We start from the raw sequence: 24,471 nt of genomic DNA, 5'->3' as shown, positions 1-24,471 counted from the left end.
TGAAAGAGCCCCTTATCATGTTTACTGATAAAGACAAAAAAATGGTTTCAATGAATACTTTTATCGCAGATAAAAGGCTATTAAAAACCAAAAGCGAATGGAATTCAAATATTCAAATAGTTGATTCAGAGGGGCATTTATACTTCATTAAAAGCTTACAACAAGATAGTAGCTTGTTGTTTTGGGAAAGTATCAAAAATGTTGGCTTAATGGTAAAAGTTAAAGCAGTTTTTTTAGAAGAACCCAATCAAATAAATTTTGAGGACTTGAAGAATAGAATTAAAGCCCATATAGCAAAAAATAAAAGTTTTTGGTCGTCATTAGATGATGGTCGTGGTTTAAATAAAATGATAGATGATACAAACAATTTTGAAGAACTGATAAAAATGTTTATTTAAACAGCAAAACCCTCTCTTGGTGTAGTCTTAGATTTCGCCCAACGGGAGTGATTAGCTTATCCATTTACGGCTATTCCTACGTGGTTTATCTTTGGCTTAGTACCACAATCAGCAAGATTACTAGCATCATAAAAAAGAAATAAAAATGTCAAAGTTAATTTCTCAGGATAATATCAAAATGCCTCTAATGTTATTTTTAGAAAAAGATATATTTATCAAAAACGACCCAAAATTTATTGTAAGAAAGTCTTCCTTACCTTTTTACAATAGTAATCACATAATTATTATTGATAGTAACGGACAAGTATTCGATATTGATAGCATTGAATTAACTGGAAACATGATTTGGTGGCATTTTTTTAAAAATGGATTTTATGACTATTATAATGCGTGCATCAAAGTAGCTGATGTTCAACAGATAGACCTCAAAAAGTTCAAGGAGAAAATACAGCGTTTTATTGATGAGAACCCGAAATATGGGTGGAATAGATTTGCACAAAAAAGTGAGATTAAAAGCTTTATTGAATATGCTACCTCATTTGAACAACTCATCAATTATTTTGAATACTTCAAAGCATAACTTAGGCTGAGACTACGCCAAGCAGAGTAATTTGACATACCATCAAGCATTAGAAACAAAAACAGTTAATTGATTGCCTTCGTTGGGCTAGAAGCCCTTCTAATAGTCGTCACTCGCTTGGAAGCGAGCGACTGCGGAAAAACGCTTTATTAAGGAAAGGGCTACATTGTGAATAGGAGGATTTTCTTAAGTTGACGACGTTGAGTGTTAGACTACTACGCCAGGCGTAGGAACATTTTATCATTTATTTGATTTAACATTGCGGAGGAAATTAGAATAGCGTAAATTGTGAAAACAGATTAATTTGTAAACCTTCAATAAATACACTCTATGCGACTAACGAATATATTGATTTTGATGCTATTGTTTTTTTCGTGTAAAAAAGACGATGTAGATGCTAATAGCATTGTGTTGATACCTGATGAGTTTTTTGAGCGAAATCTAATAAAATATGATTCTGATAAGCAAATCAATGGTCAGATACTTTATAAAGATATAAAGGACATAGATACTTTAAAGTTCATTAATGCAGGGGAGTGCCCGAAAACGTTGAGTGGGATAGAGCACTTTACCAATTTAAAATACTTACAGGTGTACTCGGTCGTTATGCCAACCCTAGATTTAAGCCATAATACATCCTTGCGTTATGTAGATTGTAGCGGAGCATACATTGCTGTAGCTGGCGGAATGTATCGGGTATTGAAAACGTTGAATTTAGGAGATAATAAAGAAATAGAAACATTGATTACAGACTATACTTATCTGAAGAACTTTCCGATAAGCCAATATCCAACGATAAAGAAAACATCTTGTATAGCGTGTTTATAAGAGGATTGATAAGTTGGTTTTTGTTACTCGCCATGCTATCACCCTTATAGGGTTAAATGTATCCTGATTTCACGGAATGCTATCATCCTTTCATCCCTTCGGGATTGATTTGGATAAAACTTACTTTCTACGCTCGCTTGGCGTGCTCATAGATTAGAGTAGGTTGGGAGCTTGGGGTTTAGAATGCGATGCCTACCCCACAACCTTATAAAATGCGTTGCATTTTTGCAATGTAACATTGCGGTACACACTGACGTAGTCTCTAAGACTACTTCAAGCCAAGAGATTGTATGAAGTATACCCCATCAGGTATAATTATGTTGTAGTTTTTGATTTTATACCCCATCGGGTATAAAATTATTTATTTACCTTAGCAATTTGTCATGCTACTTGATATTATACCCGAAAAGGTATAATTTAGATAAATCAATTATAAATATACCCAATAGGGTATAATCGTATGAAGATTGTACAATTTATCAAAGAGAAAAGAAGGAATTTAGGGCTGACTCAAACCGATCTTGCCATGAAATCAGGCGTTGGGCTTCGCTTTGTTCGAGATTTGGAACAAGGGAAGCCTACTTTAAGGCTTGATAAAGTCAACCAGATTTTAGCCCTTTTTGGTTCAGAGGTAGGCGTAATTAAAAAGGAGGTTGAAGATGAATAGAAAAGGCAAGGTATTTTATCAAGACCAATTAGCAGGTATTATTACCGAAAACGAAGAGGGATATTATTTTCAATATGACGAGACTTACCTCAATAGTAATGATTGTCAGGCTATTTCGTTGACATTACCCCTTACGGAGCATATTTATTTCAGTAAAATCTTGTTCCCTTTTTTTGATGGACTCATCCCTGAAGGTTGGCTACTAAACATTGCTATTGAAAACTGGAAAGTAAATCGGCGTGATAGAATGGGCTTGCTGTTAACTGTCTGTGGCGACTGTATCGGTGCGGTAAGTATCAAGGCTTTAAATGATGACGACCATGAATAAATGTTTATATTGCTACCAAGACCTAGCCGACAGTGAGCGTGACTTTCACCCGAAATGTGCTAAAAAACTATTTGGCGTAAGTGCTGTTCCTGAGATTGCTTTTGGCAAAGAAGAACTTCAAGAAATGGCAAGGAAACTCATTATCACAAGTATTGCTATAACGGGTGTACAGCCTAAACTTTCGTTGGATTTAGAGAAAATAGATACACGACATCGTAGGTTTACTATCGTAGGTTTACAGGGAGACTATATTTTAAAACCTTTCTCTGATGATTATCCTCAATTGCCTGAAAATGAGGACTTGACTATGAATTTAGCGGCACTGTGTGATATAAAAACGGCTGAACATACGCTAATAAGACTTATTTCAGGTGAGTTAGCGTATTTAGCAAAACGATTTGACCGAAAAAAAGGAAAGAAGATTCATGTAGAAGACCTATGTCAATTAACAGAAACATTAACGGAACATAAATACAGGGCATCGATGGAAAAGGTTGGGAAAACTATCAAAAAGTTTAGTACCAATGCTGGACTTGATGTAATTTCTTTTTTTGAAATCAGTGTATTTTGTTTTTTAACAGGTAATGCAGATATGCACCTCAAGAATTTTTCTTTGATGAGCAATGAAATGGGTGAAATTCAATTGAGTCCTGCTTACGATTTGCTCTCTACAAAGCTGGCGATGCCTCAAGATGCAGAAGAAATGGCATTAACCATCAACGGAAAGAGAAATCGTTTAAAAAAAACTGATTTTGATATCCTTGCCAGTACTCTTGGTATTAACGAAAAAGCAAAGGATAATATTTATAAAAAGTTCAGCCTAAAAATTCCATTGATGTTGGCGAAGATTAGCGAAAGTTTTTTAGACGAAAAATCCAAACAATTGTATAAAGACTTGATTAATAATAGGGCTATTGTTTTGGGGTAGCGTGGATTTTACCCCTCCGCTTGGCGTAGTAGTCAATGACTATGCCGTGTGGGGAGAGAGCAATCCCGAAGGGATGAAAGGATTATAGCATTTGATGAAATTAGGAAACATTTAACCCCGAAGGGGTGATAGATAACTCGTTGTCTATCACCCCTTCGGGGTTTTGATTATGCAATCTTTTTTGTTGGCTATCATCCTTTCATCCTTTCGGGATTTGGCGTTCCCGACTGCGAAACGCCAAATCAATAACACCGATACCTGACATCCGAAGACCTCAAGCCAAAACCCGACGACCGAAAGCTGAAACCCGACGGCCTACCCTCTACCAGCTTCACCTAAAATAGCCTCATACTCCAACTCCACATCGGGAACTAGGCCTGATTGGGCGATGGCGGTTTTTTGTGATAGGAGGGGTTGGTTGCCGTTGGCGGCTAATAGGTTATTGATTACTTCCTTGTTGTCGCGGAGGGTGAAGGGTACTATCTCGGGCTTGATACGTACATTTTGGGCGTCGTTGGCTAGGCTGGTGTTTAGCGTGCCGACGAAGGCTTTGATGATATTGATACGTCGCTGAAGGTATTCGTCGAAAATTTCTCGCTTGTCTTGTACCTTCAAATGGGCATCCAGAAACAACATTTCTAGGGCAATGCCTGAGATTTGGTTAAGCCCTTTTACCGATTCAAAACTAATATCTGGGGTCTGCGTAAGCGAGTAGATTAGCTTGAAAAGTGTGTCGATTTCTAGCTTTACGCTCTCGGGGGCATGGTCCCATGAAAGGTATTGTGCCGTGGCACCAACTGAACCTTGGATGATTGCGCCCGTTTCGCCCTTTTTGGCAAAGCCCTGTATTTCGCCCTGCACAAAAATCTTCGGTGCGCCGTGGTAGTCGTTGGTGTCGGCAAAGTTGGATAATAGCGTTTCTAGTCGCTCGATGATGTGCTGAACGTCGTGCCAGTCGGTTTGTTCTGCCTGCCCGAACACGACGGGGATTTTGCCGATGATGTTGGCGGTACGATTCACTTCTGTCCAAGTTCCGCCTTGTGGTTTTGCCCAAATCAGGGTTTCTTCATCCGTATACGTTTCAAAGTATTCTGTCGTTTTGTTGTCGATGTCTTTGAAGGAAAACTGTCGCGAGAACGCCACCAAGTCTTGGTTTTTGTTGAAGAATGGGTACAAACGGTTGCCGTCCCAAGGCGAAATCGGCAGTACTTTTAGCTTGAATTTCGACGAGAATCCGTACTCGTTGCTAGGCTTGGCGAGTTCGGTGATGTACCAAATTTCGGCAAACTGTGTCGTGCGGAGGATGTCCTTACACATCCTGCGGTTGAAGGAGTCTATCTTGTTATCTTCCAGTATTTTATGCAATGCCGACACTACCGCCTTTTCGTTGTCGGTACTAGGTTGGGCGTGCAATATTACGGGGTTGCCAAAGGCAAACGACGTGGCGGTGGATACGATTTTGTTTTGAAACGCTATCGGAATACGCCCTACTTTCTCTACCCGTTGCTCTTCATTATCGGTACGCACTATCTTGTCGGGGCGTTTGGTTTTGTACAACACACTGTGACCGTCTATTTTATACTGTTTTTGATAGGCTGCTATGTTGATGTCGTCAATGTTCGACTGTAGTATTTGGATGGAATCGGCAATCGATTCGGTTTTGGTGATGTCTATTACTTTCATGTTGTTAGAAAAATTTTGCTAAATCATTAGCGGTTTTATTGAAATTAGGGAGGTGATAATCAAGGGCATAGGCGATTAAATCAACGTATTCGTCGTGTTCCTTGACTGGAAATCCGCAGACTTCATCGACAAAATCGTCGTTCCAATTGTCCGAAACCAAGTACACCCTGCCACATTCTATCTTCGGACTTTGGGCGTTTAAACGGGTAGTTTTGTCGTCCTTAGGCGAGGGCGTTTTGGTGATATTCAAGGACGTTTGTGCCGATAATACTTGGATGATGGAAAGCCCGTTTGCTTTGGGTTCTATCCTGATACTGCTGTTGTGGGTGTAGCCATTTGTAAGGGCGAAGTCGCTCAAGAACCGCAATAGTTCTGGAAATTTATAATATACTTTTTTGGCTTTGGTGATATACAAAGCATTCCCGATTCGGCAGGTGGCTATTATCCCGCTTGGGTCGTTTTCTTCCGAGCGGTTCGTATAGGCAGTATCGGCAAAGAAAATAATGGGTTCGGTAGTGTGTATACGTTCAAACTCATTGTTGGAAATATACTGAAACCATTCTTTTTTAATGATGTTCCCGCCGTCTTCGCTTGGCCACTGTTCATATTGATTGGCATAGCCACGACTGCCCAAATCTACCTTGGCTTCTTCCAAGACAGTCCTGTTCAAACGATTCACGTCTAGCAACCCATTGGTGTAAAATTCCTTTAGTTCGGGCGGACTTACCTTTGTGGAGACCTCCGCAGGTAAGCAAAGATGCCTGATGCTTTCGCCCTTTTTATCCAACAAATACCCCGTGACGTCCTTGTCGTGGAGGCGTTGCATGATGGTGATCACGGGCGTATTTTCTTTGTTTACCTTTCTTGACGACAACGTCTTGGTATGTTCATTAGCCGTCTTGCGGTCGGCATCAGAGGCCGCCTGCGAGGGGTTCAATGGGTCGTCAGAGATAATCACGTGGGCGTGTTTCCCCGTGATAGTTCCGCCCGTGCTAGTCGTGTAGCGTGCACCCGTCTGTGTGTTTTCATAAGCCCCTTTGGATGATTTATCACGCCTGATAACCACTTCAGGAAACAACCTTTTGTATTTCTCTGCCGTAATAATATCCCGACTTTTGACGGAATGTTCTATCGACAAATCGTTGGAATACGAATTGGTGATGATGCGGATGCTTGGGTCTTGCGTCCAGAGCCATGCGGGAAACATAATCGTGCTGATGGTCGATTTGGTAGTGCCAGGGGGAATATTAATGATGAGGTCGTAAGGTTTCTTCTCACGACTGATGATGGACTTTGCGAGGGTCTGGAGTTCGTCGCACAACAAAGGGATGTGCCAGTTGTAAACAGGCTCTTCTTTGATGACAACGTCCCAGAACGACTGTACGAACTCGAAAAACGAGCTTTTGCAAGCTTCCCTTTCAATGGCAATCAGCAGGCTATCAGGTATGTCGATATTAGTTTTCAATTTTTCGGGCGATTAATAAGAGTTGTTTTTTTTCGACTTCGGTAAAATCGTCGAGGTTCACCATCCTGCCAATAGGGGTGGGAGGCTCGCTGTTTTTGGCATTAGTCAAATTTCGTTCGGTTGCGTATAGACCTAAGAGTTTCCTGCGTTCCATGAGCTGATAACGGATTTCGGAGATGTATCGAGGGTTGCCGTATTCCTTTACGTCTCTGGTGGCTTGCTCGGTGTCGGTCAGGCTAATAAAGGTTTCATCGTCAAACAGGCTGATTTGTTCCTTTTCTTTTTTGCTGACCGATATTTTCCCTTTCTGCTTCGCCGAATGCTGTTGATAGTCGGTTTTGGATTTCTCCCAAGCTTCCCACAGTTCGGTAATCGCCATGTCTATGCGTTCGAGTTCTAATTGAATGGCTGCATCGATATTGCCCATTCTCTGCCGTCGCCATTCTTCGACTAGCAAAGCAATATCCGCCCGAATGGTTTGGGCACTGATGGCTTTTTCGGAGGCCATGCGTTGCTGTGCCAACTCGGCTATCTTCCTGACGGAATAACCTTTTTTGTATAAATCAGCCACGATTTGAAGACGATGTTGTTTTTTCATGTGTTGTAGTAAAGGGTATGTATGTAGCACGAGTTTCCAACTCGTACATGATTTCGCGAGTTTCCAACTTGTACATGACTTCACGAGTTGGAAACTCGTGCTACTTTAGTGTTAGGATTATCATTTTATCAAAACAACCACCATCACCACCCCGCCGATATAATTAAGCACCTTGGCAAAAAACAACTTTCTATTGAGTTTTGCCACCACCTTTTCTTTGTCGACTAAACTATTCTGGTAAAAATCTCGCTCGATGGTCCTGAGGGTTAAATCGCCTGAGGTTTGCTCCAAACTCTTTTGCATGATGCTTAGTTTTTGCTGAAACGCCTCTGCATTAATTTTACTTGCCAGTGCATCTTTTGCCGCCAGTTCTGTGAAAATGTAATAACCCTTGGGCAGCAATTTGCGATAGTGGGCAATGGTAGTGTCGCTATTGTTTAAACACACTGTCGATGTAATTTTGGAGGCGTTCGCCTTGCAAGTTGTTGATATAGGTGTTGTTAGTATCAATAGTGCTATCAATCTTGCGAAACTTCTGTTGGATAAGGCTATCATTGTTAGAGGGTTTAATCATTATCTGTGGTCGATTTTCCTGCGGTTTTGAGTGCTTGGAGCATTGTAAAAAAACTACAATCAGCACCACAATCAGGCAGGCAAAGAGCAGGGAAACCTTGTCGGCGGTGAGTTCAGTTTTTAGTTTATTGATTGTTTGCCAAAGCGTAGCGAAGCTCATAATCTTGTCGGGTTTTGCGGTTTGTGGAATGTAATGTCTGGATTTTCTGGAGTTCAACTTCGTTGCTATCAAGGATTTGTTTCATCCTGAGATTCTGTTTTGCCAGCTCGTTGGCCAGCAGTCGGTTTTCAATAATCACCGACTTATAGCCCGTTACGCAGGTGTCGCACACCCCAAATTGGTTCTGAGCGACGTTCTCGACTTCTTTGCGCATCACTGCTATCTGGTTAGTTTTCTGGAGCTTTACTGCTAAATCTGTGGGTGCATGGTGGACTGTCGTAGCCGTTGATTCCTGACAGCTTGTTAGTCCGCTGATGATAAGGCCTGACCAGATAATCAGCGAGGAAATGGTGTTAAATGTACTTTTCATGTAGGTGGATTTTTTTTAAGTTTTCGATGCGGTTAAGCCATCCCCGCAGGAATTTTCGTTGATTGCCCACGCCTATGGCTTGGTAGTAGTGGGTGCGGTATTGGTAGATTTTGCTGTAAAGCTTTCCAGGGTTCGCCTTGTTGATTTTGCGGATGGTTGCTGTCCCAAATACGCCGTCGGGCGTGGCACCTACGATGCGCTGGATGGCCTTTACGTTGGCTTTGTCTTTGCCGGGGCCACAATTCACGAGGATGTCTACGATGGTTTCGGCGATGGCTTGGTTGTGGATGGTTTGGGCGTTGGCGTAGTTCCAGTACATGGCTTTGTAAATGGGCTTGATGTCGTGCTGGGTCGTTAGGGCAAGGTCGAAAGCAGAAACCTTGCCGTCGGCATCTTTGTCGCACGCAAGGGCGATGGCCCGCAGGCAGGCACGTTTGTAGGTGCTGAGGGTCACGCCGTATTTGGTGGCACCTCCGCGGTCGTATTGGGTGACGGTAAACAAGACACCCTCGGCTTTGAGGAGATGCGGGAAATAGCGGTTGAAGTCTGCTGGAAAAGCAATAGCCGACTTCAATACAATGCCCACTGTAAGGATGAATTTTTTTTTGTTCATTTAAAAAAAGGTGTTTTTTCAGGTGTTCAAGTGTAGTTTTTTTGCCTTTTGAAAAATAAATAAAATTATTTTTTCCAGCTAAATTTTCTAGTGTTCGGATAATACGAAGGTTAACTTTTGGGCTAAAAGAATTATACAAATTTATTCAAAAAGGGCATACAACGGTACTTTTTTTTCATATATCTTTGTGCAAGAAATCTACAATTCTTCTGAAAATTATGAAAGAAAAAATCTTAGTCTCGCTCAAAAACAGGTACAAAAATTTGGGTTTGAGTGAAAAGATTCTCGATGGAATTGCCGATATGTTGGCAAGCACTACTCCCGAAGAATCAGCGATTGAAACCGCCGTAGGTGGGGTCGAAACATTAGCCAAAAGTTTTCAGTCGGAAACCGACCGCATCAGAACGGAAGCCACCAAAGCCAAAGCCGACGCCTTGCGAAAAGAGGATGAAAACAAAAAGGGGGGCGCTACCGAACCCGACACATCAGACATGCCTGCGTGGGCAAAGGGGTTGATGGATGCCAACAGACAATTGACTGAAAAGTTGACGGCATTGGAGGCTGGAAAGACAACTCAAACACGCAAAAGCTTACTAGAAGAAACATTGAAAGATGCCCCAAGGGCTTTTAAGAACAAGGTTTTAAAAGACTTTGAAAGAATGAACTTTGGCACCGATGATGACTTCACTAATTACCTAACCGACACCCAAACAGACCTTTCGGCTGTCACCCAAGAGATTGCCAACGTTGGCCTTTTAGCACGCCCCGTACCGATAGCGGGCAGTGGAGGCAAAACCAAAGAACCTTCAAAGGCTGAGCTGGATAGTGTGATGGGGAATATTATGTGAATTAGTTGTGATTGAGTGAGTTAGTGATTGAGTGATTTTTTTTATTCAACCGTGGTATGTGGCTCACAAAACACAATATTGGGATAAGCTAGGCGTGTAATATTACCCGCAGATTTTCGCTGATTTGAAACGCTGATTTTCGCTTCAACTGTGTTCTGTGCCACAGAAAACGGGTGAGTACCTCGGTTGAAGGTTGAAAAAATCACTCAATCACTAACTCACAACTCACTCAATCACAATTCACTCATTCACAATTACATATTCGTCCAGAGGACTACTAATAGTCGTCACTCGTTTGAAACGAGCGACTGCGTAAGATATGATAGAACATAACCATTTCTTCTAGCGGGTGACTTAAGTCTTACTTATTATCCACAATATTGTAAGTATCTGGAAATCTTGTATTTATCCCTAGCGAGGGACTTAAGTCCCTCGCTAGGGATAAGGGTTGAAAGCTCGCTCGATTAGTCATGTTGGGGCGACAGACGCTTGGTTTGAAGGACGATTGAACCCTTAAATCAATAATCACATCTTCATTTCAACTTTTTTAAAAGATGTGGGTAATCGATAGGACTTAAGTCACCCGCTAAGAGGAAAAGAGGAAACTTAGGTATAAAAGATTTCTCCATTATGGATTGATTTTCAATTGCTTATCAATTAGGATAAAACAAATACAGTCATACCATGAAGAATCCCAATATTGTGTTCTGTGTGCCACAGACCACGGTTGAAGCGAAAATCAGCGTTTCAAATCAGCGAAAATATGCGGGTAATATAACACGCCTAGCTTGTTGGAAATAATTCCAACAAGGGCAGAAAAACGGGTGAGTACCTCGGTTGAAGGTTGAAAAAATCACTCAATCACTAACTCACAACTCACTCAATCACAACTCACTAACTCACTCATTCACAACTCACTCAATTGCTAACTCACTAAATCACAATTAATTAAAATGGCAGGATACGCAAACCTTTCAAATCCTGATGAAAGCATTTTATCAGAGAAAGATTCAATCGTTATCATGAATAACCTTGAATCCATCAAAGGTGGCAAAACGCTTGATACTACGGGCTTTGGCCCTACAATCATCAAAGCGGGGCATGTAATCATCCGTGAAACAGCCACGGGACTTTTCAAGCCCATGCCACTCGCCACCAACGACACCGTCTATGGATCATTGCCTTCGGGGCATACCTATGCGGGCATCTTGGTAGCCACCATCAGAACCGCAAAACCCTTTGCAGGTATCATGATTCGCGGCACTGTTAATACAGTAGCCTCACCTTTTTCTTTAACCTCAATTTTGTCGGCAGTAAAAACAGCCTTGCCACAATTGATTTTCACAGCAGACGAATAAATGGAACAATCATTATTTATTGAATGGGTAAACAAATGGTTTCCCGGTATCACTACACGCGTGGTGCAAGAGTTGAACGACGCTAAAAATGAATTGACCTATTTACACAGAGCGTTGTTGAGAAAACAGTTCTCTGCGACAGGTAAATGGGAGTCAATCAGCGTGGCGAACACCGCCATCATGGCCGACGTCGTGGCGATGGATAGCGAATTACCCTTGAAAAAGCGTGACTCAATCTCCAAAGCCAACGGCGACATCCCTAAGTTTGGCATGGAGCTAAAAATGAACGAACAGCAACTGACCAACTTGGACGTAACCATCGCCCAAAACGCCACTGAAAGCCAGATTATCAGCGCTATCTTCAACGATACGCCCAAAGTAATTACGGGTATCTGGGAACGCAACGAGCAGGTGTTTTTGCAGGGACTTTCAACGGGTGTAGCCTTGGTAGACAGCGACAACGTTGGGACGGGCATCAGAATCGACTACGGCTACAAGGCTGATAATAAGTTTGTTGCCTCGGTATTATGGTCGTCGGCATCAACAGCCAAGCCTATCGACGAAATCGAAAATGTGTTTACAAAGGCAAGTCTGGATGGCAATGTGTTAGGTACTATTTATATGGACAAAACGGCCTTTAATAACATGACCAAGGCGACGTCGTTCAAGGAGATGTTTGCTTTCAATGCGGGCTTCTCGGGAGGGTCTATTCCTTCGCCTTCTATCGAACAGGCTCGTCAGGTGATTCTTTCACGCTTTGGGGTAAACCTACAGATTATCGACAGGGCGGTGCGTTACGAGAAAAACGGCGTGCAGACGACCTTCAAACCTTGGCAAGATGGCATGGTGGTATTTACACCAGCGGGACCAATTGGCTCGTTGTTTTACGCTAAATTGGCCGAACAAAATCACCCAACAGCGGGCGTGACGTATTCGGTGACGGATGATTTTATCTTGGTATCGAAGTTCAGAACCAACCGCCCGTCGCTATCAGAATTTACGACTTCCCAAGCAAGAGTAATTCCTGTGATTTCAAATGTGGAAGGGATTTATACGCTTGACTCAAAAAGTATTGGGTGATTTGTTTCATTGAGTGATTGTTTTTAGTTGTGAGTTAGTGGGTTGTGAGTTGTTCTATTGAGTGATTTGTGATTTAGTGAATGAGTGATTGTTTTTTACTTCCGTGGTCTGTGGCACACAGAACACAAAATGGTTTGAAAATACTCATGGCATGACCTCGCTACTCGACTTACCCTTCGGAACATCTCGAAGAGCAAAATATTAAAGAGTAAGGCAAGAAAATCACTCAATCACTCATTCACAAATCACTCAATAGAATACCTACTTCCGTGGTCTCACTCATGGCATGACTTACAAATTATTTGGCAATTATCATGAAACTAGCAAAGTCATGCCATGAGTATTTTCACGCGAATTACTTTGTGTTCTGTGTGCCACAGACCACGGGATTGGAGGTATATCACAAATACTCTCATCAACAACGTTCGCCCAGAGGGCTTCTGCGAATAATCGTCACTCGTAAAATACGAGCGACTGCAAAAGAAAAAAACAATCACTAACTCACTAAATCACAAATCACTCAATAGAACAACTCACAATTCACTAACTCACAACTAAAAATATGCCTTCCATCAAGCAAATCATTCAAGCAAGGATTTTGGAATTTGGGTTTACACTTTCTGAGATTACGTTAGATTCATACATTACAAAGATAGGAATAGATGGCAGTCGCGAATACAACACAGACAATGCCATTGATGCCGACAAGCTGATGTATGCCATTGTACCCATGCTATTGTTAGTACCCAAGGTGTCGGAAGGACAGTACTCACGAGAATACGCCATTGCCAACATCAAAGCCTATTATCAATCGCTTTGCTTGGAGCTTGGTCTTCCCGATACGCTGAATCCAGTACCATCCATCACCGATAAATCAAACCAATGGTAGTATCAACGCAATATCCTTATAGCCTATACCAGTATCAGATACTGGCCTCGAGCCAAGATGCCACAGGCGATTTTGTCAGCAACGGAGCCGAATGGGTGTTGATGGCAAAATGCCGTGACGAAACCACCTCCGCCCAACGAATGCCCACTGTTGATGACGGCATGGCGTATATACCAGATGCGGTAGTGTATTGCGAAGCATCTTGCGAAGTGATAAATGTTGGGTCAAAAGTGCAAGTACGTAACCCTGACGGTAGCGTCAGGCTATCAGGAACTTGCCGAGGATTTTCAAAAGACACCTTTCATAGCAGACTATGGGTTTAATAAAAACATTCGACCTCTTCGGCATCCATAAAAGGCTTGAAAAAGTAAACAAACAGTTTAGGGAAAAAGTAATCCAAAGCCTTGACGAAATAGGTGCCGAATGTGTGGATACCGCCCTAGAAAATGCCGACTATGACGACCCGATGGGAAACCTCCGCAGTTCAATAGGCTATGTGGTGCTGGATAATGGCGAGGAAGTCAACTCAGGAGGGTTCAAGCAAATAGAAGGCTCGTTAGGCATCAAGTATGGTTCGCAGAAAGGGAAAGATTTGGCAGAAGAACTAGCGGGCAACCATAGCGAAGGCTTTGTGCTTATCGTGGTAGCAGGCATGGAAAATACCGCCGAAGAGGAAGCCAAAGGGAAAGATGTGTTGACCTCTTCAGAAGAATTGGCCAAAAAAGAGATCCTGAAAGTACTTAATAAAGTTCAGCAAGAAATGAAAGAAGAGCCATGAAAACACAATTTGACCAAATCGCCACGCTTTACGCCATCTTGAACGATTCGAGCCTGAAAACTGCCATCAGCGGAGGACTGTATAAATTACGCCGACCCGTCAACAGTAGCCAAGAAGACGTAGTCATCAACAGCCTCAGCATCGGCGAAGGCAACTTGCAACGGGGCATCGTCAACGTCAATATCCATGTGCCCGACCTCGTCGTGAAGCTCAATGGCGAAGTTCAGAACCAACCTAATATCAAGCGTTTAGGTGAATTAAGCAGTCTAGCATACGATATTTTAGCAGAAGTAAGCACCAGTACTTACTCGATTTTTATTCAATCATCCACAATTATCGAAGAGAGAGCTATCAACGCTCATTTTCAAAACATACGATTAATTTTCACTTTTTATAACACATAAAATGGCAACAGTAACCTACGGATTAAAAAGCATTAAATATGGCGACATCGCCAACGACGGCGGAACAGCAACAGCCTTTGTTTCAAAAGGATTGACCCTTTCAGACACCTTCAAGATTGAAACGGGCGACAACGAAGTGCAGGAATTTATGTCGGAAGAAAACGACTATCCCGAAGAATCCATCATCACGATGGGTAAGAAGCAGTATAAATATACGGTGATGAATGCCGACGCAGATATTGCAGGATTTTTGTTAGGAGGGACGGTAGCCTCAGGCGTTTGGAACTCACCCGACACTACTTCCAAAATTCAGAAATCTGTGCAGATTGAAACCAAAACAGGGCATATCATCACGATAAACCGAGCCTTGGTATCGGCAAAACGTGCGGGTGAATTCAGTAAAAAAGCCTTGGCAACCATCGAGGTTACGCTGACGGTAATGAAGCCACAAAAGGCAGGCGTGTATGCCGAGACGTGGGAAGATCCATCATAATCAGTAAGATTTGAGTAATGATATAATTGTTAAAAAGCCTGTAAATTTTATGGGCTTTTTTTACAAAATTATTGCTAAAATCGCTATATTTGTATAAGTGTTATGCATCACAATACTCCCCTGAAAAACGGCTTCTTTTTTAATTTTATTAATTCTTTTTAGCTAATTTTATAGCTGAATCACATAAAAAGACCTTAAGATAATAAAATGAAAAAGACCTTAATTATTGGGCTAAGCTTATTAATGAGTACTTACACCTTTTGCCAAACGCCTAGTAGTTTTGATAGAGAAGAAGTAGTGGAAGTAAAAAATACGAAAGCCAAGCTGTATGCCAATGCCCAAACATGGATAACCAAAACTTTTGGTGACTATAAGTCTGTGATTCAATTTGAAGATAAGGAACAGGGGAGGTTGATTATTAAGGGGTTGTCAAGGTTAGACTTAGATTTATATCCTGATATGAAATATGTTATTACTGTTGATGTAAAGGAAGGAAAATATAGATATTCTATTTCAGATATAAATAAGGGTTTTATTACTAGTACAGGTGAGACTATATATAGTTCTGCTGAAGATATTATAGACGTTATAAAGGAAAGAAGGTTAGATATTGATAAGTTAATGACGTTGACAACTAGTGGAATGTCCAGAAAAGAATTGAAGAAGCATGAAGAGGAAATAAATATGCTAAAAAGAGTTTATGAAGACCTTATTAGTTACAAGACCAAAATAAATGGAACATTCAATGAGTTAACTAATTCATTAAAAACAGCTATGAAAAGTAATGATGATTTTTAAGGTTTATTTCTTTAAAAATTGTTTACTAACCCAACAAGATAATAGCAACTTACTCATGAAAAAGACCTTACTTATTGTGCTAAGCTTATTAATCAGTACTTACACCTTTTGCCAAAGCCAGTTTAGTTTTAATAGACAAGCAGAAGTAGAAGTACAGAACAGCAAGGATAAGCTATACGAAAATGCTCGGAAATGGAAATCCAAAACCTTTACAGATGATAAATTTTTTATCGATTATAGGCAAAATTTTGAAGATAAGGAACAAGGTAAATTAATTTTTGATGAGTTTTCTGATATATTGATAAGTATTGTTAGTAAAGCATCCTTTACAATTAGCATTATTGTAAAGGATAATAAGTATAGCTATGAGATTAGATCTGTTGGCATAAATTTTCGTGAAAATCCTAATTATTTTGAAGAAGCCGAAATTTTTATTAATAACACTATAGCGTTAGCAAGGACAGAAATAGATAGCCTAAAAGCTTTACGTACTCATCGGAAGCAAAAAAAAGAATTACAAAAAATTGAAAAAGAAATAGCTTATTATAAAAGTGTCATTGAAGATTTTAACAATGTAAAAGTTAAGATAATGAGTAATTTAGATACTATAGTTGCTTCTTTAAAAACAGCCATGAAAAGTAATGATGATTTTTAAAGTTTTTCGTTCACGTATATTTATTAGCGTTAAAATAGTTGATTTACTTTATCAATAGTGAGGGACTTAAGTCCCTCACTATTGATAAACGGTGCTGATTTAAATTTTATTAATTCTTTTTAGCTAATTTTATAGCTGAATCACATAAAAAAAAGACCTTAAGATAATAAAATGAAAAAGACCTTACTTATTGGGCTAAGCTTATTAATGAGTACTTACACCTTTAGCCAAACGCCTAGTAGTTTTGATAGAGAAGAGGTAGTAGAAGTAAAAAATACAAAAGCCAAGCTGTATGCCAATGCCCAAACATGGATAGCCAAAACCTTTGGTGACTATAAGTCTGTGATTCAATTTGAAGATAAGGAGCAGGGGAGGTTGATTATTAAGGGGTTGTCTGATTTGGGTATCAACTCTTATCCTGATTTTAAATATACGATTACTATTGACGTAAAAGAGAATAAATATAGGTATTCAATTAATGATATACAAATGGGTTTTGGCAATTATGAAGATAAGATTGCAAGTACTTATTCACCATTTGAAGAAAATATTAGTGGACTTAAAACCGTTAAATTAAAACTAGATAATATAACGGCATTATCAACTAGTAATATGTCTAAAAAAGAGTTAAAGAAACATGAAGAAGAAGTTAATAGTTTAAAAGGAACGTATGGAAGAGTTTCTTTTAGAATATCTAAAGTAAAAGAAATTCTGGATAGTATTTCTAACTCTTTAAAAACAGCCATGAAAAGTAATGATGATTTTTAAAGTTTAAAGATTTCTTCTTTTACGTATATTTATTAGCGTTATAATAATCAATTTGTTTGTATTCCTAGCGAAGGACTTAGGTCCCTCGCTAATGATAAACGGTGCTAGTTTTAATTTTATTAATTCTTTTTAGCTAATTTTATAGCTGAATCACATAAAAAGACCTTAAGATAATAAAATGAAAAAGACCTTACTTATTGCGCTAAGCTTATTAATCAGTACTTACACCTTTTGCCAAACGCCTAGTAGTTTTGATAGAGAAGAGGTGGTGGAAGTAAAAAATACGAAAGCCAAGCTGTATGCCAATGCTCAAACATGGATAGCCAAAACCTTTGGTGACTATAAGTCTGTGATTCAGTTTGAAGATAAGGAACAGGGGAGGTTGATTATTAAGGGGTTGTCAAGGTTAGACTTAGATTTATATCCTGATATGAAATATGTTATTACTGTTGATGTAAAGGAAGGAAAATATAGATATGCAATTACTGATATTAAAGTCGGTTTTGGCACTAATAATATTGCAACTTCATATGACTCTGCAGACCAAATATTTGAAAGGTTTAAAGTAGTAAAAAATAACTTAAACAAGTTAACATCACTACCAACAGGAGATATGTCTAAAAAAGAATTAAAAAAGCATGAGGAAGAAATTAATAGCCTTAGGAATGGATATGAGCGAAATGTTATTAAAAGTTTAAAAGTACAACAAACCTTAGATGACATTTCTAATTCTTTAAAAACAGCCATGAAAAGTAATGATGATTTTTAAGAATTAGTGATTTTTCTTTCACGTATATTTATTAGCGTTATAATATTCGATTTGCTTTCATGAATAGTGAGGGACTTAAGTCCCTCGCTAATGATAAACGGTGCTAGTTTAAATTTTATTAATTCTTTTTAGCTAATTTTATAGCTGAATCACATAAAAAGACCTTAAGATAATAAAATGAAAAAGACTTTAATTATTGCCCTAAGCTTATTAATGAGTACTTACACCTTTTGCCAAACGCCTAGTAGTTTTGATAGAGAAGAGGTAGTGGAAGTAAAAAATACTAAAGCCAAGCTGTATGCCAATGCCCAAACATGGATAGCCAAAACCTTTGGCGACTATAAATCTGTGATTCAATTTGAAGATAAGGAACAGGGGAGGTTGATTATTAAGGGGTTGTCTGATTTGAATGTAGAATTTTATCCTAATTTTAAATATACTATTACCATTGATGTAAAAGAGAATAAGTATAGGTATTCGATTACTGAGATAAATATTGGATTTGCAGGTACTAGTAACTTTGTAAGTTCGTATTCATCAATTGAAAAAACGCTTTTGGGACTTAATTCAGTTAAATCAAAATTAGATAACATACTTGCATTGTCAACCAGTAGTATGTCTAAAAAAGAATTAAAAAAATATGAGGAAGAGGTTAATGGCTTAAAAGTAGGCTACAATAGCTATTCTTCTAGAATATCCAATGTAAAAGATATCTTAGATACCATTTCTAATTCTTTAAAAACAGCCATGAAAAGTAATGATGATTTTTAAAGTTTTTCGTTCACGTATATTTATTAGCGTTATAATAGTTGATTTACTTTATCAATAGTGAGGGACTTAAGTCCCTCGCTATTGATAAAGTACCAAAGCTCCTCTATGATTGATATTTCACTCATGGCATGAATTCCAATTGTTTGGTAATTAGGGCAAAACTAACAAAGTCATGCATGAGTAACTTATAGCTTGACATTTAATAGTTTTTTCGGCTGGAAGCCTTTTAATAATGGTCACTCGCTTGGAAGCGAGCGACTGCTGCGATTGTATAAAATTTTTATCACCTACACCCCATGTCTGAACAAGAAATAAACAACCTTGAAAAAAAAGAGATAGACGCTCTGATAGAACGAGGTCTAAAATGGAACTGCAAGAAAAGCTCCATCCTACGATTTGTAGGTTCCGAAACCCGTGAATTTATCATCAAACCCTTTAGCTTAGGCTTAATCCTGATGCTAAGTGCGGAGTTTAAAAAAATAAATTTTAATCCGCACAAGATTGATGACAACTGGATGTCGGAATCGAAAAACCTGATGGCAACCGCCCCAGAGCCCCTTTCGCGCATCATTATGATAGCCGTGTTAAGGAATAAAGTGTTGATTAAATACTTTGGCGGTTTTGTGGCCAACTATTTTCTGAACAGGGTTGAACCCAAACAGTTGCTAGAGTTGGCGATGATTATCAACCAAATGTGCAATCCAACGGATTTTATACTCTCTATCAAATTTCTTTCGATTCATCAGACGATAATCAAACCTCCTCATTTGATAGAGAAAATAGCCACGGAGGAGGAAGAAGTAATACTGGATTAAAATCAATCTACGGTAGTATCGGGATTATTTCAAAAGAATTTGGCTGGAGTTGGCACGAACTGATGTGGCAAATTCCGTGGGTAACAATTCAAAAAATTTTGGCCGATCAACCAAGGTATAATCTGCCCAAAAAAGAAAGTATTGAAGAAAAGACAATGAAGTTCGAAGATTACCTAAAGACCATTCATAAAGTAAAGAAAAATGAACAATAACGGTGGTGCCATAAGCTTTGATGCTTTGATAAATAATTCTCAGTTCTTGAAATCATTTCAGGAGATGGAGGAACGTATCAAGGGTTTTACAAACAAAGCAACAGCGGAAGCAGAAAAAACAGATACAGTATTTTCGAAATTAGGGAAAGCCATTGAAAATACTTTTACGAGCGATAATCTTAGGGAAGTAGCACAGCAAATCATTAAAGTGCGAGGCGAATTTCAAGCACTTGAAGGCTCGCTGAAGGTAATGTTGGGGTCAAAGGAAAAGGCAGATGAGCTAATGGCACAAGTAGCTGATTTGGCTGCCAAAACGCCACTATCACTGACGCAAGTAGGAGAATCTGCGAAGCTGATGGTGGCTTATGGTTTTTCGACAGACACCGTGATAGGGCATCTCCAAATGTTGGGCGATGTAGCACATGGCGTGAATATGCCTATTGAAGACCTTGTGAATACCTTTGGAGCAATCCGTACAAACGGAGTGGCTAGCTTGAGCGACATTGAGGGGATGGCTGGAAAAGGTATCCCTATCTTTGAAGTATTAGGGAATGTGCTGAATACCAACCGTGATGGAGTGGAAAAAATGGTTGAAGCTAGTAAGGTAGGGTTACCTCAAATAGAGCTAGCTTTCCAAAGCATGACTTCTACGGGAGGGATGTTTTCAGGGGTAATGAAGGAACAGGCTAAATCTGTTGATGCATTAATGACCAACTTGGAGGAGTCTATCAATAGGGTATATAATGAAATAGGGAAAGATACCGACGGTTTGGTTGCAGGTACGCTTCAGATGGGTGTTTCGATGCTTGAAAACTACCAAAGCATTGCTAAGATAATTGAAGTATTAGCTATTGCGTATGGTGTCTACAAAGCAGCTTTATTAGTGGTTAATGCGACTGAGGCTGCTGCAATTGCTATAAAAGGAGGCTGGACGATTGCAACACTAGCAGAGTATCAAGCTTTGTTATTGGTAGAAGGAGCTCAAAAGGTGCTTAATGCTACTATGTTGGCGAATCCTTATGTGGCTGTGACAACATTGATTATTGGTTTAGCAAGTGCGGTATATTTATTCAATACAAATACAGCAATCGCCGAAAGGGCACAAAATAAATGTAACCAAGAATTAGCTGAATCTACTAAGAAAATAAACAATTTAAAAGACGAAACCAACAAGCTTAATAATGTTATAAGAAATAACACCTCTACTCATGATGAACAATTAAGAGCCTATGAAGAGTTACAAAAATTGTATCCAGATATGCTTAAAAACATTGACTTGTATAAATACAAGACGATGGATGCGACAAAGAGTCAAAAAGAATTCAATGCTGCTCTTACTGGAATTAAGATTGGAGATATAAAAAATAAAATAGCAGAGGTTGACAAGCGAATTGCAGATAACAAAAAGAGACAATCTGATTTATTTACTAAGCCCCAATTAGGTGTTACTGGAGGAGTTTCTTCTATGCAATTTTACCTAAATAATCAACTAAAGGAAGATAAAGCTTTAAGAAATGCACTTGCCAAACAATATATAGATGTTAACAAAACATTAATTAATGAAAGGAAGGAAGCTGAAAAGGAAGGAAACGTAAAGAATAAAGAGTATTGGGACAAAGAGTTAAAACAACTTCAAACGGAATTTGATAAGCAGGAAAAAAACACAAAAAAGTTTTTGGAATTAAAAGCTACTATTAAGAAAGTTAAAAAGGAACTGAAAAGTTATGAAGTGTCTGATAGTGAAGAAGATAAGCCTCATAATACCCCTGCACCTAAAACCCCTGCACCAACCGCTCCAGCCCCCTATGGTAGTATTGCTTATTGGCAAGAAATATCTTCTAAAGCACAGTATATTTATGAGCATAGTAATAACCCAAGTGAAAAAATCGCACAAATAGCAGTAGTACTTGACGCAGAAAAAAAAGTAGCTGAAGGACGTAAGCAATTGGAAGAAGAGCTCTCAAAGGGTAAGATTAAAACTTTTGAGGAAGAGATTGAGGAGAAAAAGAAACAATATGTTTTGTATGAAAATTGGGTAAAAAATATCAGTAAGGAAGTCGCAGATGCTCATCCTCAGTTTAAAGATTTACTTCCTCAAGGGAATAATTATGTTGATTTTCTAAGTAAAAAGATTAAAGAGTTTGAGACTAAACAAAATGATGTCAATCTTGATCCTACCGCAAAAACCGAAGCACAAGGCAATTTAGTAAAGTATAAGATTGAATATCAGATAGTCACTGGGAAAAAATCTGGTGTGGAGTTACTCAAGGAGGATATGTTGAAGGCTAAAAAAGAAGCCAAAAGTTTGGTAGAGTATCTTGAGTATATTGAAAAGCTAAAAGAGAAATTGAAAGGCGATACTTCTACGGAAGGCATCGCTCAAACCAATACCCTTGTAGAGGAAACCAACCAGACTAATGAGCAAATTGCTACTAATCTGCAAGAGTATTTACGCAATCATGAAACGTATGAAGAGCAAAAGGACAACATCATCAAGAAACATAAAGGCTTAAGAGAAGACTTAGAGAGCCAATATATAGACAAAACAAATGCTGAATACCTTAAAAATAAGGAGAAGTTAGAAAAAGGAGAAAAAAAGGAATTAGATGAACTTAAAAAAACTCAAGACGAAAAATTAGCTTCCTATAAAGCACTTTTGGAGAGCCTAAAAGTGATTGACCTTAAATATTTAAAGGAAAAGGTTGAGACAGAGAAAAACACACTTAAAAAAATAAAAGATGACGGTAAGGAAAATACTGATGATTACATAAAACAATTAAAAGTTGTACAAGACGCTGAAAAAAATCTTAACGACCATCTATTAAGTGTTGTTTCCAAATTCGCTAGTTTAGGTGGCCAATTAGGTGGTGTAATGTCAAAAATGAATGGAGCGATTGGCGATACTGGTCAGTTGTTATCGGGCTTGGCACAAAATGCAGATAATCTTGTCAATGCTTTCAAAAAAGGAGCTACATCTACTGATAAATGGATGACTGGTATCACGGCTACGATTGGCTTGATTGATTTTGTCAATGACTATCAGTTGATGATTCCCCTACAAGCGACAAAGCTTTATTTATCTGGTTTAGTAGGGCAAAATTACAATCTTACGAAATACACAGTATTTACGAAGGCAGTATCAACGGCACAATTATCGACAGAGCAAGAACGAATTACGAAGTTAGAAAATGGCTCGTCGAATTTATTATCAGGCAAAACCTTTCTGCATTTCGGAACCTCCATTCCCGAGGGGGGCAGATACCCGACGGATGGGCCTGCTAGTTTAGGCGGGGTCGGTATCAACATGGCTGTGGGAAGTTCTACGGCAAGGATTAGTCGGGCAGATGGTTCGTATAATGGTTTGGCATACCAGAATTTTATGTATGCCTTGGCTCGTAAAAAGTCGGAAATACAAACTTTAATCGATACTTGGGATACTATTAAAGGCTCTTTAAGTAATAATCCACCTGATGTTTTAACCGATGCGGAGAAGACAAAAATGCTAGCGTGTAGCTACGAATATAGGCTGTTACCTTACTTAGACGGTACCAAACCAATGCCCGATTTCTTCATCTTCGACCACGGGCGAAACGACGGTTATAGTAACGACCTTAGCGTTATTCCTGCACAACGTGACGACAGGCGTTATTTTATCGGAGCGATGAATTATTTAATAGACTTGATTTTAAAATACAACAAATTCGCCCGTATAGCCTTTGTTGGGCATTATGAAAACGATTTGCTCACACCAGTTTCGCAGGCACAAGAGGTACTCGCCGATTATTGGGGCTTTCCGTTACTCCGAATGTGGGAGAAGACAGGTTTTTCACAACAGATTGTGCAAGGTTCAAAATCTCTGTGGACACAAGAGCCTTGGAGCAATTACACAAACGGACAAAACACCACGCTAGATATGAACAGACAACGCATCTATCTCCCCGACGGCATCCATCCCCATGCTGAAGGAGCGGACAAGAATGCATCAAAGTTGCTGACGAAGATTTATGCTAATTTTATTAAGGATTTGGTGTAGGCTCTTTCTTACTGATGGCATGACTTGAAGTCATGCCATCAGTTTTCTTGCGGAACAAATCGAATAGCGTGACGTTAAGTTAAACTTTTTTCTATTAGCGGGTGACTTAAGTCACCCGCTAATAGAAAAAAGTTTAAGAAAATATTTTACCCAAAGCTGGTGTCTTCCCCAGACCTCATTCAGCAAAGGAAATTGCTATCGACTAACGCTCCTCCATTTGTGCTGAAAGACATGTACAAGCTTTGATAAAAAGGCTTTAATTCCTTAAACGTTCAGAGAACGTTTTTATCGTTCATTCGATTTGCCCTTGCGGAACAAATCGAATAGCGTGAAGAACGAGTATTTTGTGATTTTCTATCGGGATTGAACTGATTACAAGTCAGTAGGTCATTAGTTGTTATTTTAAGCGTTTGTTTGTATTATTTGGGTAATGCCAAGTCTGAGAACATGTGTCATCCCGAATTTTGGGTAAAAGTTGTCCATAATATATTGTGAATGGCTATTCTTAATCTGTAAACATGAGTCATCCCGAATTTTGTGGATGGCTTGCCAAATAAAAACCTCCTTGTTTATTTTGTGAATTACGACAAACACAAAAAACAGGAGGTT

27 protein-coding genes are annotated in these 24,471 nt (G+C 39.2%); 21 read left to right on the top strand and 6 right to left on the bottom strand.

Going from position 1 to position 24,471, the window contains the following annotated elements; all coding sequences use genetic code 11:
• Positions 1–17: 17 nt before the first annotated feature.
• The 6 genes from J2Y60_RS22615 to J2Y60_RS22590 all read left to right on the top strand — a co-directional run bounded on the left by J2Y60_RS22615 (position 18) and on the right by J2Y60_RS22590 (position 3,729).
• Positions 18–398, top strand: coding sequence for a hypothetical protein (locus tag J2Y60_RS22615; protein WP_309924053.1), 381 nt, complete (start codon positions 18–20; stop codon positions 396–398).
• A gap of 145 nt (positions 399–543) precedes the next feature.
• Positions 544–978 (top strand): hypothetical protein, encoded by a 435-nt coding sequence (locus J2Y60_RS22610; protein WP_309924054.1) that lies wholly within the window; start codon positions 544–546, stop codon positions 976–978.
• A gap of 330 nt (positions 979–1,308) precedes the next feature.
• On the top strand, positions 1,309–1,806 hold the full coding sequence (locus J2Y60_RS22605) for a hypothetical protein (RefSeq protein ID WP_309924056.1): 498 nt from the start codon (positions 1,309–1,311) through the stop codon (positions 1,804–1,806).
• Positions 1,807–2,266: 460 nt separating this feature from the next.
• The gene (locus tag J2Y60_RS22600; RefSeq protein WP_309924058.1) at positions 2,267–2,473 is read left to right on the top strand and encodes a helix-turn-helix transcriptional regulator; all 207 of its coding nucleotides are present in this window, start codon (positions 2,267–2,269) and stop codon (positions 2,471–2,473) included.
• On the top strand, positions 2,466–2,801 hold the full coding sequence (locus J2Y60_RS22595; RefSeq protein ID WP_309924061.1) for a HipA N-terminal domain-containing protein: 336 nt from the start codon (positions 2,466–2,468) through the stop codon (positions 2,799–2,801). Before J2Y60_RS22600 ends, J2Y60_RS22595 begins: the two co-directional genes overlap by 8 nt.
• Entirely contained in the window at positions 2,794–3,729 is a 936-nt protein-coding gene (locus tag J2Y60_RS22590) for a HipA domain-containing protein (protein ID WP_309924063.1), read from the top strand. The genes J2Y60_RS22595 and J2Y60_RS22590 overlap by 8 nt, the downstream gene beginning before the upstream one ends.
• A gap of 315 nt (positions 3,730–4,044) precedes the next feature.
• On the opposite strand, the gene J2Y60_RS22585 is transcribed toward J2Y60_RS22590, so the two are convergent.
• The 6 genes from J2Y60_RS22585 to J2Y60_RS22560 all read right to left on the bottom strand — a co-directional run bounded on the left by J2Y60_RS22585 (position 4,045) and on the right by J2Y60_RS22560 (position 9,191).
• The gene (locus J2Y60_RS22585) at positions 4,045–5,412 is read right to left on the bottom strand and encodes a phage portal protein (protein WP_309924065.1); all 1,368 of its coding nucleotides are present in this window, start codon (positions 5,410–5,412) and stop codon (positions 4,045–4,047) included.
• A 4-nt stretch (positions 5,413–5,416) separates the two neighbouring features.
• Positions 5,417–6,733, bottom strand: coding sequence for a hypothetical protein (locus J2Y60_RS22580; RefSeq protein ID WP_309924067.1), 1,317 nt, complete (start codon positions 6,731–6,733; stop codon positions 5,417–5,419).
• A 133-nt stretch (positions 6,734–6,866) separates the two neighbouring features.
• Positions 6,867–7,475: a hypothetical protein gene (locus tag J2Y60_RS22575; RefSeq protein ID WP_309924070.1), complete on the bottom strand. Its 609-nt coding sequence runs from the start codon at positions 7,473–7,475 to the stop codon at positions 6,867–6,869.
• A gap of 120 nt (positions 7,476–7,595) precedes the next feature.
• Positions 7,596–8,030, bottom strand: coding sequence for a hypothetical protein (locus J2Y60_RS22570; RefSeq protein WP_309924072.1), 435 nt, complete (start codon positions 8,028–8,030; stop codon positions 7,596–7,598).
• A 143-nt stretch (positions 8,031–8,173) separates the two neighbouring features.
• The gene (locus J2Y60_RS22565; protein WP_309924074.1) at positions 8,174–8,578 is read right to left on the bottom strand and encodes a hypothetical protein; all 405 of its coding nucleotides are present in this window, start codon (positions 8,576–8,578) and stop codon (positions 8,174–8,176) included.
• Positions 8,562–9,191, bottom strand: coding sequence for a glycosyl hydrolase 108 family protein (locus J2Y60_RS22560; protein WP_309924077.1), 630 nt, complete (start codon positions 9,189–9,191; stop codon positions 8,562–8,564). Before J2Y60_RS22560 ends, J2Y60_RS22565 begins: the two co-directional genes overlap by 17 nt.
• 218 nt (positions 9,192–9,409) lie before the next feature.
• Between J2Y60_RS22560 and J2Y60_RS22555 the strand changes: the two genes are divergently transcribed.
• The 15 genes from J2Y60_RS22555 (at position 9,410) to J2Y60_RS22485 (ending at position 23,862) form a co-directional block, all read left to right on the top strand.
• Positions 9,410–10,039 (top strand): hypothetical protein, encoded by a 630-nt coding sequence (locus J2Y60_RS22555; RefSeq protein ID WP_309924079.1) that lies wholly within the window; start codon positions 9,410–9,412, stop codon positions 10,037–10,039.
• Between the two features lie 953 nt (positions 10,040–10,992).
• Positions 10,993–11,397 carry a hypothetical protein gene (locus J2Y60_RS22550; protein ID WP_309924083.1) on the top strand — a complete coding sequence of 135 codons (405 nt, stop codon included), beginning with the start codon at positions 10,993–10,995 and terminating at the stop codon, positions 11,395–11,397.
• Positions 11,398–11,559: 162 nt separating this feature from the next.
• Complete coding sequence (locus tag J2Y60_RS22545; protein ID WP_409014246.1) at positions 11,560–12,477, top strand: hypothetical protein; 918 nt, start codon at positions 11,560–11,562, stop codon at positions 12,475–12,477.
• Positions 12,478–13,039: 562 nt separating this feature from the next.
• Positions 13,040–13,366, top strand: coding sequence for a DUF6706 family protein (locus tag J2Y60_RS22540; RefSeq protein WP_309924086.1), 327 nt, complete (start codon positions 13,040–13,042; stop codon positions 13,364–13,366).
• The gene (locus tag J2Y60_RS22535) at positions 13,360–13,689 is read left to right on the top strand and encodes a hypothetical protein (RefSeq protein WP_309924088.1); all 330 of its coding nucleotides are present in this window, start codon (positions 13,360–13,362) and stop codon (positions 13,687–13,689) included. The genes J2Y60_RS22540 and J2Y60_RS22535 overlap by 7 nt, the downstream gene beginning before the upstream one ends.
• On the top strand, positions 13,680–14,144 hold the full coding sequence (locus J2Y60_RS22530; protein WP_309924090.1) for an HK97 gp10 family phage protein: 465 nt from the start codon (positions 13,680–13,682) through the stop codon (positions 14,142–14,144). Before J2Y60_RS22535 ends, J2Y60_RS22530 begins: the two co-directional genes overlap by 10 nt.
• Complete coding sequence (locus J2Y60_RS22525) at positions 14,141–14,548, top strand: hypothetical protein (protein ID WP_309924092.1); 408 nt, start codon at positions 14,141–14,143, stop codon at positions 14,546–14,548. Before J2Y60_RS22530 ends, J2Y60_RS22525 begins: the two co-directional genes overlap by 4 nt.
• 1 nt (position 14,549) lies before the next feature.
• Positions 14,550–15,041: a hypothetical protein gene (locus tag J2Y60_RS22520; protein ID WP_309924094.1), complete on the top strand. Its 492-nt coding sequence runs from the start codon at positions 14,550–14,552 to the stop codon at positions 15,039–15,041.
• A 207-nt stretch (positions 15,042–15,248) separates the two neighbouring features.
• Positions 15,249–15,839, top strand: coding sequence for a DUF4468 domain-containing protein (locus J2Y60_RS22515; protein WP_309924096.1), 591 nt, complete (start codon positions 15,249–15,251; stop codon positions 15,837–15,839).
• Positions 15,840–15,894: 55 nt separating this feature from the next.
• The gene (locus J2Y60_RS22510) at positions 15,895–16,494 is read left to right on the top strand and encodes a DUF4468 domain-containing protein (RefSeq protein WP_309924098.1); all 600 of its coding nucleotides are present in this window, start codon (positions 15,895–15,897) and stop codon (positions 16,492–16,494) included.
• 171 nt (positions 16,495–16,665) lie between these two features.
• Positions 16,666–17,262, top strand: coding sequence for a DUF4468 domain-containing protein (locus tag J2Y60_RS22505; RefSeq protein ID WP_309924101.1), 597 nt, complete (start codon positions 16,666–16,668; stop codon positions 17,260–17,262).
• Positions 17,263–17,440: 178 nt separating this feature from the next.
• The gene (locus J2Y60_RS22500) at positions 17,441–18,031 is read left to right on the top strand and encodes a DUF4468 domain-containing protein (RefSeq protein WP_309924103.1); all 591 of its coding nucleotides are present in this window, start codon (positions 17,441–17,443) and stop codon (positions 18,029–18,031) included.
• 177 nt (positions 18,032–18,208) lie between these two features.
• Positions 18,209–18,802, top strand: a complete 594-nt coding sequence (locus J2Y60_RS22495; protein WP_309924105.1) for a DUF4468 domain-containing protein — start codon at positions 18,209–18,211, stop codon at positions 18,800–18,802.
• A 296-nt stretch (positions 18,803–19,098) separates the two neighbouring features.
• The gene (locus tag J2Y60_RS22490; RefSeq protein WP_309924107.1) at positions 19,099–19,617 is read left to right on the top strand and encodes a hypothetical protein; all 519 of its coding nucleotides are present in this window, start codon (positions 19,099–19,101) and stop codon (positions 19,615–19,617) included.
• A 201-nt stretch (positions 19,618–19,818) separates the two neighbouring features.
• Entirely contained in the window at positions 19,819–23,862 is a 4,044-nt protein-coding gene (locus J2Y60_RS22485) for a tape measure protein (RefSeq protein WP_309924108.1), read from the top strand.
• Positions 23,863–24,471: the final 609 nt, after the last annotated feature.

This window comes from Arcicella sp. BE140, assembly GCF_031456255.1.
GTDB classification, from domain to species: Bacteria; Bacteroidota; Bacteroidia; order Cytophagales; family Spirosomataceae; genus Arcicella; species Arcicella aquatica.
The sequence above is the reverse complement of the archived record's forward strand: the minus strand, read 5'-3'. Positions and strand labels throughout refer to the sequence as shown.

Excerpts from the sequence above, each read along its gene's own strand:
- J2Y60_RS22510 (WP_309924098.1), top strand. The coding sequence starts at position 15,895 with ATGAAAAAGACCTTACTTATTGTGCTAAGCTTATTAATCAGTACTTAC.
- J2Y60_RS22595 (WP_309924061.1), top strand. The coding sequence starts at position 2,466 with ATGAATAGAAAAGGCAAGGTATTTTATCAAGACCAATTAGCAGGTATT.
- J2Y60_RS22530 (WP_309924090.1), top strand. The coding sequence starts at position 13,680 with ATGGGTTTAATAAAAACATTCGACCTCTTCGGCATCCATAAAAGGCTT.
- J2Y60_RS22520 (WP_309924094.1), top strand. The coding sequence starts at position 14,550 with ATGGCAACAGTAACCTACGGATTAAAAAGCATTAAATATGGCGACATC.
- J2Y60_RS22485 (WP_309924108.1), top strand. The coding sequence starts at position 19,819 with ATGAACAATAACGGTGGTGCCATAAGCTTTGATGCTTTGATAAATAAT.
- J2Y60_RS22500 (WP_309924103.1), top strand. The coding sequence starts at position 17,441 with ATGAAAAAGACCTTACTTATTGCGCTAAGCTTATTAATCAGTACTTAC.
- J2Y60_RS22615 (WP_309924053.1), top strand. The coding sequence starts at position 18 with ATGTTTACTGATAAAGACAAAAAAATGGTTTCAATGAATACTTTTATC.
- J2Y60_RS22560 (WP_309924077.1), bottom strand. The coding sequence starts at position 9,191 with ATGAACAAAAAAAAATTCATCCTTACAGTGGGCATTGTATTGAAGTCG.
- J2Y60_RS22565 (WP_309924074.1), bottom strand. The coding sequence starts at position 8,578 with ATGAAAAGTACATTTAACACCATTTCCTCGCTGATTATCTGGTCAGGC.
- J2Y60_RS22515 (WP_309924096.1), top strand. The coding sequence starts at position 15,249 with ATGAAAAAGACCTTAATTATTGGGCTAAGCTTATTAATGAGTACTTAC.
- J2Y60_RS22610 (WP_309924054.1), top strand. The coding sequence starts at position 544 with ATGTCAAAGTTAATTTCTCAGGATAATATCAAAATGCCTCTAATGTTA.
- J2Y60_RS22535 (WP_309924088.1), top strand. The coding sequence starts at position 13,360 with ATGGTAGTATCAACGCAATATCCTTATAGCCTATACCAGTATCAGATA.
- J2Y60_RS22585 (WP_309924065.1), bottom strand. The coding sequence starts at position 5,412 with ATGAAAGTAATAGACATCACCAAAACCGAATCGATTGCCGATTCCATC.
- J2Y60_RS22575 (WP_309924070.1), bottom strand. The coding sequence starts at position 7,475 with ATGAAAAAACAACATCGTCTTCAAATCGTGGCTGATTTATACAAAAAA.
- J2Y60_RS22590 (WP_309924063.1), top strand. The coding sequence starts at position 2,794 with ATGAATAAATGTTTATATTGCTACCAAGACCTAGCCGACAGTGAGCGT.
- J2Y60_RS22605 (WP_309924056.1), top strand. The coding sequence starts at position 1,309 with ATGCGACTAACGAATATATTGATTTTGATGCTATTGTTTTTTTCGTGT.
- J2Y60_RS22505 (WP_309924101.1), top strand. The coding sequence starts at position 16,666 with ATGAAAAAGACCTTACTTATTGGGCTAAGCTTATTAATGAGTACTTAC.
- J2Y60_RS22495 (WP_309924105.1), top strand. The coding sequence starts at position 18,209 with ATGAAAAAGACTTTAATTATTGCCCTAAGCTTATTAATGAGTACTTAC.
- J2Y60_RS22550 (WP_309924083.1), top strand. The coding sequence starts at position 10,993 with ATGGCAGGATACGCAAACCTTTCAAATCCTGATGAAAGCATTTTATCA.
- J2Y60_RS22540 (WP_309924086.1), top strand. The coding sequence starts at position 13,040 with ATGCCTTCCATCAAGCAAATCATTCAAGCAAGGATTTTGGAATTTGGG.
- J2Y60_RS22490 (WP_309924107.1), top strand. The coding sequence starts at position 19,099 with ATGTCTGAACAAGAAATAAACAACCTTGAAAAAAAAGAGATAGACGCT.
- J2Y60_RS22525 (WP_309924092.1), top strand. The coding sequence starts at position 14,141 with ATGAAAACACAATTTGACCAAATCGCCACGCTTTACGCCATCTTGAAC.
- J2Y60_RS22570 (WP_309924072.1), bottom strand. The coding sequence starts at position 8,030 with ATGATAGCCTTATCCAACAGAAGTTTCGCAAGATTGATAGCACTATTG.
- J2Y60_RS22600 (WP_309924058.1), top strand. The coding sequence starts at position 2,267 with ATGAAGATTGTACAATTTATCAAAGAGAAAAGAAGGAATTTAGGGCTG.
- J2Y60_RS22555 (WP_309924079.1), top strand. The coding sequence starts at position 9,410 with ATGAAAGAAAAAATCTTAGTCTCGCTCAAAAACAGGTACAAAAATTTG.